This is a genomic window from Phocaeicola oris (assembly GCF_021295095.1).
In the GTDB taxonomy this organism is placed as follows: domain Bacteria; phylum Bacteroidota; class Bacteroidia; order Bacteroidales; family Bacteroidaceae; genus Phocaeicola; species Phocaeicola oris.
Window position 1 is genome coordinate 1 of sequence record NZ_JAJLQX010000046.1, and the last position, 2,446, is coordinate 2,446.

The 2,446-nt window shown below is 52.9% G+C and carries 3 protein-coding genes; all 3 read right to left on the bottom strand.

The window, feature by feature from the left end; all coding sequences use genetic code 11:
- The coding region (locus tag LO761_RS12495) for a hypothetical protein (RefSeq protein WP_272818605.1) at positions 1-1,933 on the bottom strand (1,933 nt) is incomplete at its 3' end.
- A gap of 125 nt (positions 1,934-2,058) precedes the next feature.
- Entirely contained in the window at positions 2,059-2,241 is a 183-nt protein-coding gene (locus LO761_RS12500; protein ID WP_272818606.1) for a hypothetical protein, read from the bottom strand.
- 15 nt (positions 2,242-2,256) lie between these two features.
- Positions 2,257-2,446 (bottom strand): hypothetical protein (locus tag LO761_RS12505; protein WP_272818607.1); only part of this gene is annotated, 190 nt, incomplete at its 5' end.

A 2,446-nucleotide genomic window follows, 5' to 3' on the forward strand; every position in this document is an offset into this window, starting at 1 on the left:
ATTTCACGGTCTCAAGCACTTCCTTGTGGTCGAACCACAGATGCCAAGACCACATAATGGTGCCCGATGCGTTCTTCACGGCGATGACGGCGTTGCCGTTCTTGATTTTGTCGGCGGGGACATGGAAGTTAAGGTAAGAATTGGCGCCGGCGTTGGTTACTGACAGTCCGTCCACGATGCCACTCTGGTCGGTCCATACGATCTCGGCCTTCGTGGCAGCATTAGTGCTGTTCTGCACGTTGATGTAGGGAGAGGTGATATTGTTGCCGGCATGGTCCTTGAAGTTTTGCAGCACAGAACTACCCGTACCCGTAACTGTAGTTTTGTAGGCATGCTCATTGGAAGTTCCGTTCGTGACGGCGTTGCCATATACGAGCGGGATTTTGTAATACCCCGGTGCGGAGATGAGGTAAGAGTTGGCAGTGTTCATCGCCGTAGATTCGCCTTTGAAGTTGTACTTGGACAGGTCGTAGTAGTTGCCGGCACTGCCTTTCGGTGTGGCATCGTGCAGCACCTTGTTATATTCGGCAAGCTTGTCGGTGATCTCTTTGGTGACGGTGGCGGAACCTGACTCGCCTGTGGTGTAGTTTCCGACGCCCTCTGTTTTGCCCAGCGTGAGCCAAGCGGGCTTGACGGTGGTTTCGGCTTCCCATGTTAAGCCGCCGTCCTTGCTCTCCTGATAGCTCACCACCTTCCATTCCACGGGTTGCTGCACGAGAGGGCTTACACTGTTGTCATTGCGGTAGCTCTGTATGGTATAAGTACCAGCATCGGTCTGGTCGTATTTGAGCTTATCGGAATTAGACCGCACCACGTTCAGCACGTAGTTCCAGTTGGAATCGTCCTCTGTCAGGGCGTAAGTCTTCATGGTGCCCGGCTTCCATTTACCGGAGAGATTGGCGGTGATGGGCGTGCTGCCGTCAGCGAAGTGAATCTTCACACTCACGCCGTCCAGCGGCTGCGGTATCATGTAGAAGACATAATTGTCGTTATCCTTGCCCATGATGATGTTGTTCACCGCCTCCGCTGTGCTCACGCTGATATTATCCAACGTGAAGGTTTGCGGATCGCCCAGATCGTCCCATCCCGCATCCGTGCCGGCAGCGTCGGTGGGCAGCGTATAGCGTCCCTTGCTCATGGCGCCGATGATTTCCACCTTGCTGATAGTCTTGTTCCAAGAGAGGTTCTGTCCCACCTTGAAGCGCACGGCGGTGAGGGCGTGGCGGAACGTCAGGTTGGTGACGGGAGCCGTCCCCCACACGGCGTAATGTACCTCGCCCGAGCAGGCAGTCATCAAATCCTTCTGATTCTTCACGTCGGGTTCCACCTCGAAGTCCACGTATGGCGTGCCGGAATGGTCGGCAGGCGAAAGCGCAATCTTACCGTAGCCGGTAGTCACCTGCGGTGCCACGGCGTAGAACTTGCCGTAGGGTTTTCCCCACGACCATTGTATGTACGTGGAGAGGTTGCCGTCGGAGTCGGTTTCCTCATTGTAGAACCACGGCATGGCTTCGAGGTTGCCCGAGGCAGTGCCGCGATAGCCGATGGAGCTGAAATTTCCCAACGTGGCAGTGGTGGTGATGTTGGCACGGGTCTGTGCCTTGTCGGTTGTCCGCACGGGACGGATGCCTGCCACGGTGGTCTCGATGAGACAGGCATCGCTGGCTCCCACTACGGAGAGCTTCTGCGAGGTGAGGTCTTCGGGCGTGAGGGACTGTATGGCAAGTCTCTCGGCAAAGGCAGCGCGGGTAACGGCACCGCCGGAAGAGGCGTTGTTTTGAGCTTCGGTCTGAACGTCGCTCACATGGAAGGTTACGGCAACACCTTTGTCGCCACCGTTCTGACGATTAACAAGGTCGTCGTTGGAACACGAGGTTAGCATACCCAATGAGGCAAGCATACCCGAGAATAACAAAATCTTCGTTATTTTCATTGTCTTTTTTCTTTTTAAATGGTAATAAACATCATTTGATTGGCGGACTTTTTCCGCTTCAGGGGAACAAAAGGAATTCAATCTTTCTATCCGTTCCGCAGGTTGAACCGCTTGACAGCGGAGGGTTAATCGGGATCTTCAGTAGGATCTTCCACGATGACACTGCCGCCGCCCCCTCCTCCGGGATATACGCCGGGACTGCCCGCCATCATGACTACAGTTTCCATGTCCATGATCATCACCTCACAAGAGGGTTTTACATACTTCATTTCTCTTTTCATTTCTTTTCTTTTTTGCTTGTTTGACATTATTATTTTATATGCTTAAATGGTTTGTTTTAATGCGGTAAAAACGGGTTTATTTCGCGTTGCCGTGTTATGGTAAAAACACATAAAAACAGACAAGGGCAAACCTCTCGGGATGCCTTTGCTTATTATGTTTTCGGCACGCTTACGCGCGCGTACGAAAAGACGGAAAAATGTGCTTGATGATGGGCGGTTAGAATGTGTGTGT